The sequence below is a fragment of the Mucilaginibacter sp. genome (genome assembly GCF_036383575.1).
In the GTDB taxonomy this organism is placed as follows: Bacteria; Bacteroidota; Bacteroidia; order Sphingobacteriales; family Sphingobacteriaceae; genus Mucilaginibacter.
In genome coordinates, this window is record NZ_DASVOB010000301.1 from 1 (window position 1) to 6009 (window position 6009).

At 45.2% G+C, this 6009-nt stretch carries 5 protein-coding genes; all 5 read left to right on the top strand.

The genetic code is table 11. The features are described from left to right. Positions 1–788 (top strand): efflux RND transporter permease subunit (locus VF500_RS10435; protein WP_330859615.1); only part of this gene is annotated, 788 nt, incomplete at its 5' end. Further along, entirely contained in the window at positions 785–2677 is a 1893-nt protein-coding gene (locus VF500_RS10440; protein WP_330859616.1) for an efflux RND transporter permease subunit, read from the top strand. The genes VF500_RS10435 and VF500_RS10440, both read left to right, overlap by 4 nt. 4 nt (positions 2678–2681) lie before the next feature. Next, positions 2682–3944 (top strand): TolC family protein, encoded by a 1263-nt coding sequence (locus VF500_RS10445; protein WP_330859617.1) that lies wholly within the window; start codon positions 2682–2684, stop codon positions 3942–3944. After that, positions 3941–5197 (top strand): efflux RND transporter periplasmic adaptor subunit, encoded by a 1257-nt coding sequence (locus VF500_RS10450; protein WP_330859618.1) that lies wholly within the window; start codon positions 3941–3943, stop codon positions 5195–5197. The genes VF500_RS10445 and VF500_RS10450 overlap by 4 nt, the downstream gene beginning before the upstream one ends. Further along, a partial coding sequence (locus VF500_RS10455) for an efflux RND transporter periplasmic adaptor subunit (protein ID WP_330859619.1) occupies positions 5190–6009 on the top strand: 820 nt, incomplete at its 3' end. The genes VF500_RS10450 and VF500_RS10455, both read left to right, overlap by 8 nt.

Genomic DNA, 6009 nt, shown 5'->3' on the forward strand with positions numbered 1-6009 from the left:
AGCTGGGGCTGCAAACCGTGCCGGGGGTTAGCGAAGTGGCCTCTTTCGGCGGCTTTGAAAAGCAATACCAGGTCACTATTGATCCGCATAAGCTCAATTATTATAATATCCCGCTATCGCAGGTTTTAAAAGCGGTAAAAAGCAACAACAATGATGTGGGCGGACGTAAGTTTGAGATGAACGGTGCCGGCTATATTGTTCGCGGCCTGGGTTATATCAAGACTTTATCCGATGTGGAGAACATCCCGATTGGCGTGATCAATACCATACCGGTAAAGATCAAAGATATTGCTACGGTACAAATGGGAGGCGATGAGCGCCTGGGCATATTTGATCAGAATGGCGAAGGTGAAGCGGTTGGAGGCATTGTGGTGATGCGCTATGGTGAAAATGCTGATAAGGTAATTCATGCGGTAAAAGATAAAATGGCCGACATTCAAAAGGGATTACCGGCAGGCGTAAAATTCAAGATCGCCTATGACCGGAGCGAACTCATCGAAAACGCCATAGGTTCTGTGAAACATACACTGATTGAAGAGATGATCACGGTATCTGTTATTGTGATCATTTTTTTACTGAGCCTTAAAAGTGCTTTAAGCATTATCATTCAAATACCAATTACCATAGCAACAAGCTTTATTCTGCTCAATGCCTTTGGTATCAGCTCTAATATCATGTCATTAACTGGCATTGCGCTGGCTATCGGGGTGATCGTAGACAACGGCATTGTCATGGTTGAAAACTCGCACCGGAACCTATCCCTTGCACAACAAAAAGAAAGATCATGACCACAGCAGAACGAATAAAAATCATAGAAGCTTCCTGCAAACAGGTTGGCCGTGGCGTGTTCTTTTCCACGCTTATTATTGTAGCTTCTTTCCTGCCGGTGTTTTTATTGGAAGGACAGGAAGGTAAACTGTTTGGTCCGCTGGCATGGACAAAAACATTTATACTGGCCATTGATGCTATCCTCGCGGTAACACTCGCGCCGGTGCTGATCTCCTTTTTTCTGAAAGGAAAATTAAGAACAGATGACCGTAACCCCTTAACCAATACACTGGAAAAACTATACCGGCCTATCTTAAACTGGTGTGTCACCTGGCGTAAAACAACTATTGGTATTAACCTGGTTGCTTTATTGATCAGTATCCCTCTCCTGCTAAGTTTAGGCAGCGAATTTATGCCACCATTGGATGAAGGAACGATCCTTTTTATGCCGGTTACCCAGCCTGATGTATCAAACGCGCAAGCCAAACAGCTTTTACAGGTACAGGATAAGATCATTAAAAGCGTACCCGAGGTGAAAAATGTTTTGGGCAAAGCCGGGCGGGCCAATACGGCTACCGATAATTCGCCGATCAGTATGACAGAAACCATCATCCTGTTAAAACCTAAAAGCGAATGGCGCAAGGGCATTAAAAAGGAAGATATTATCAATGAGCTGAATGCCAAATTGCAGATTCCTGGTGTTGTGAATGGCTGGACCCAACCCATCATCAACCGGATCAATATGCTCTCGACAGGGATCCGTACCGATGTAGGCTTAAAAGTTTACGGACAAAACCTGGACACTATCTATGCTTTATCCAGCCAAATGAAACAGGCTTTGCAGGGAATTAACGGGGTCAAAGACTTGTATGTCGATCCGATAACCGGTGGTAAATACCTGGATATCCAGGTCAATAAAGAGGCAATTGGCCGGTATGGCCTGAGCGTAGATGATGTGAATGAGGTGGTGGAAAGCGCATTGGGCGGCATGAACCTGACCACTACTGTTGAAGGCAGGCAGCGGTTCAGCGTAAATGCAAGGTTGGCGCAGGACTATCGCAATAACCTCGACGCGATCAAACGCACCCTGGTACAAACAACTAATAACGGGCCAATCCCTTTGTCATCCGTAGCGGATATAAAAATTAGTGATGGCCCCGCCATGGTACAATCGGAAAATGCATTGTTGAGGGGGACAGTGCTGTTCAATGTACGCGACCGGGATCTGGGTAGTACGGTTAAGGAGGCCCAGGACAGGCTGAACAATATGGTAAAGACCTTGCCCAAAGGCTATTTTATTGAATGGAGCGGGCAGTATGAAAACCTGATCCGTGCCGAGCATACTTTAAAACTGGTATTGCCTATCGTGCTGCTCATCATTTTTGCCTGTTTATATTTTGCCTTTCATTCTATTCGCGAAGCTTTTTTCAGTCTGATCTCTATCCCGTTTGCATTGATTGGCGGCGCTTATATGGTGTATTTCTTTGGGGTACATTTATCGGTTGCTGTGGCAGTTGGCTTTATCGCCCTGTTTGGGATAGCGGTGGAAACGGGTATCGTGATGGTCATCTATTTGAACGATGCCATGCAGCAATTGATAGCCTTAAAAGGTAATACCAAAGAATCGATCACCCGCGACGATCTGCGTGTTTATGTGATGAATGGCGCAGTGAAACGCCTACGGCCAAAGCTGATGACGGTTTGCGTAGCCTTGTTTGGCTTAGTACCGGTACTTTGGGCAAACGGAACAGGTAGTGATGTGATGCTGCCTATCGTATTGCCGATGATCGGTGGCGTTTTAACTTCTTCCACACATATTTTATTGGTTACCCCACTCATCTTTTTGATGGTAAAGGAATATGAACTAAAAAAACATGGCAGGCTGGAAGTATTAGATGTAAAGGAATAAAAACATGAAAACGAAATTTCAAATCATAATTGCGCTGCTTGCCTGTTTTGCATACCTCTCGGCGCAGGCACAAACACGGCGCCTTCCTTTAGACAGCGTCATTGCCCATGTGGCTGACAACCCGGCGTTACAGGCTTTAGTGGCAAAAGCCGGCGCACAGGATGCTTACGCAACCGGGGCAAAGAGCTTAGATGCGCCGAAGATCAGCGCGGGCCAGTACCAGGTGCCCTACCAGTTTAACCCAAACGGAGGTTCATTTATGATCCAGGCCGAACAAATGTTCACTAACCCGGCTAAGCTCCGGGCCAAAGAAGATTACATGAAAGGCGTATCCAAAGTAACTGCGGCAGATAAAGACTATCTGAAAAATCAACTGGTGGCACAGGCTAAGCAATATTATTACGAACGGGTAGTACTGGAGAAAAAGCTGGCCCTATTGCAGCGTACACAAAGCCTGCTGGAGTATATGCTCAAAGATGCCAACATCCGGCTCACCTATGGCAAAGAAAAGCTCAGTAATATTTATAAGGCCAAAGCCGATCTGTATGAGCTGGATAACACCCGTGATCAATTGAACAATGAGATCAGCCAACGGAATATCATGCTCAATACGTTGATGAACCGGGATAAACAAATGGCTTTTTCGGTGGATACCACCATTGTATTAAACAATTATGAAAGTGCGCTAACCGATACCGCAACACTGGCCAATGCCCGGAGCGATATTAAAAGCATCAACAGAAATATTGAGTTACAGGCTCTAAATGCAAAGGTTGAATACAGCAAACGCAAGCCCGACTTTGGGATCCAGGCAGGCCATATGCTTAGCTATGGCGGAATGGCCAATCAGTATATCCTGATGGCTTCGGTTACCATTCCTATCGTTCCATGGGCATCAAAAGAATATAAGGCCAACCTGAAAGGGATCCGCTACGAAACAGAGGAATTACAACAGCGAAAAATGGATGTACTCAACCAGGTACAGGGACAACTGGCCGGTATAAAAACAGATATAGTCAGTAAGAAAAAGCAGATCAGCAACTATCAGCAAAATATTATTCCTGCTTTACAAAATGGTTATAAAACGGCGTTATTGGCCTATGATCAGAATACCGGCGACCTACCCTCCGTATTAATTGCAATTAAAGACCTGCAAACATCAAGAATGAATGCATTAGACCGCTTACAGGAGCTTTTAACCTTACAGGTTGCTTATGAACGGGAGAATGAAACCACGGCGCTGGCATTAAATAATCAGAACAAATGAAGAACATTAAAATAATCGTGATCGGTTTCTTATCAGGCCTGTTATTGCTTGCTTCCTGTTCTGACAAAAAAAAGAAAGCAGCCGAGGTACAGGTTAAAACTGACGTAAAATATACCTGCCCTATGCACCCGCAAATATTGGAAGACCATCCCGGCAGCTGCCCTATCTGCGGCATGACGCTGGTAAAAAAATCAGGGCAGGCCAGCGAAGGTTCGGGTATCAGTTTAAATACCGTTTTACAGCCGGTTAATTCTTCGGTGCTATCAACGGTGAATGCTATTGTACCCAAAGAAAAGGAAGTACCTACATCGATCTCAGCACAGGGCTATCTTGACTTTGATACGCGTACATTTAACAATATCGCCTCGCGTTTTTCCGGCCGTATCGAAAAGCTGTACATTAAATACGCCTTCCAGGAAATCCATAGGGACCAGCGCATTTTTGATATTTATAGCCCGGATCTGGTTACAGCACAACAGGACCTGATCTACCTGACAAAGAACTCCGCACAAGAAACAGCATTGATTGATGCAGCAAAGCAAAAATTGCTGTTACTGGGCATGACCACTGAACAAATTAATCGGGTTATTAAAACCAGGCAAGCCTTTTACAGCCTGCCGGTGTATAGCGCTTATGAGGGCCATGTACATGATATGCCGCATAGCCAAATGGCTGCCACTGTCACGTCGTCAGCACCGTCCGATATCGCAAGTAACCTGCCCTTAGCTGTCAAAGAAGGTATGTATGTTGAAAAAGGCCAAACGCTGTTTAACGTGGTCAACCCGCATAAACTTTGGGCAATTATAAAAATTGACCGCTCCGCCATTGGCGGGCTAAAATTAAACCAGCCGGTTACAATTACGTTGCCAGATGTGCCGGGCAAGGTGATCAGTGGCAAGGTTAACTTTATTGAACCTGCTTTGCAGCAAGGCGATAAAACGACCAGCATCAGGGTTTACATTGATAATATGGATCACGGGCTGAAAGTAAACAGCATTGTCAAAGCTACTATCCAAACCGGCAACACAAGGGGCTTATGGATCCCAATATCTGCATTGGTTGATCTGGGCCGGACTAAAATTGTTTGGTTAAAAAACGATGGGGCTTTTCATGCTCAGCAGGTAAGTTCAGGAACTACGCTCGATAATGAAGTGCTTATTACTAAAGGCCTGTCTTTAACAGATAGCCTGGCATCCAACGGCCAATATTTAACAGACAGTGAAAGCTTTATTAAAACTCAGGGTCATGAATAGAAGATTTTTTTTCAGGTTAAGCGCAGCCGGCCTCTTAATGCTTTCGGTATCGGTTGCTGTACTTTCTACAGCCTGTAAACAAAAAACGAAAGCAACGGCAACTACTACGCCAATAAACAAAGCTTATTATACCTGCTCCATGCATCCCCAGATCCATGAAGATCATCCGGGCAACTGCCCCATCTGTGGTATGAAGCTGATCAAAGTAGAAATGACCGGCGGTATGGGCATGAGCGCAAATAACATCAGCCTGACAGCCACACAAATTCAATTAGCAGGCATACAGATCGACACCGTAAGGGAGGAGAACACCGGCACTGAAAAAACTTTGACCGGAACCGTTACCACCGATGATAATCGATCAGAAGAGTTAAGCGCCAGGTTAGCGGGCCGGATCCAGCAATTGTTTGTAAGAACTACCGGTGAAAAAATCGCCATAGCGCAGCCTGTTTATTCCATCTATAGCGAAGATCTGCAGGAAGCGGAAAAGGAATATTTGCTGGCTAAACAGCAACAGAAGGTACTGCATAACCCGGATGTGGATTATCAGCAATTGATCAGCGCCGCCGAAAACAAGCTCCAGCTTTGGGGCCTGTCGCCCGCGCAGGTCAGGACCATAGCAGCTTCCGGCAAAGTATCTGCAACCGCAACCATATTGAGTAAAGTAAGCGGGACTGTTAGTGAGATAGCTGTTCATGAAGGTGATTATGTAACAGAAGGCATGTCTATCCTAAAAACACAGGCCCTGAATAATTTATGGGTAGAAGCTCAATTATATGCCAGCGAAATAAACAGCCATAAGGAAAATGACC

Coding starts and splice junctions, on each gene's coding strand:
- VF500_RS10440 (WP_330859616.1), top strand. CDS start 785: ATGACCACAGCAGAACGAATAAAAATCATAGAAGCTTCCTGCAAACAG.
- VF500_RS10450 (WP_330859618.1), top strand. CDS start 3,941: ATGAAGAACATTAAAATAATCGTGATCGGTTTCTTATCAGGCCTGTTA.
- VF500_RS10445 (WP_330859617.1), top strand. CDS start 2,682: ATGAAAACGAAATTTCAAATCATAATTGCGCTGCTTGCCTGTTTTGCA.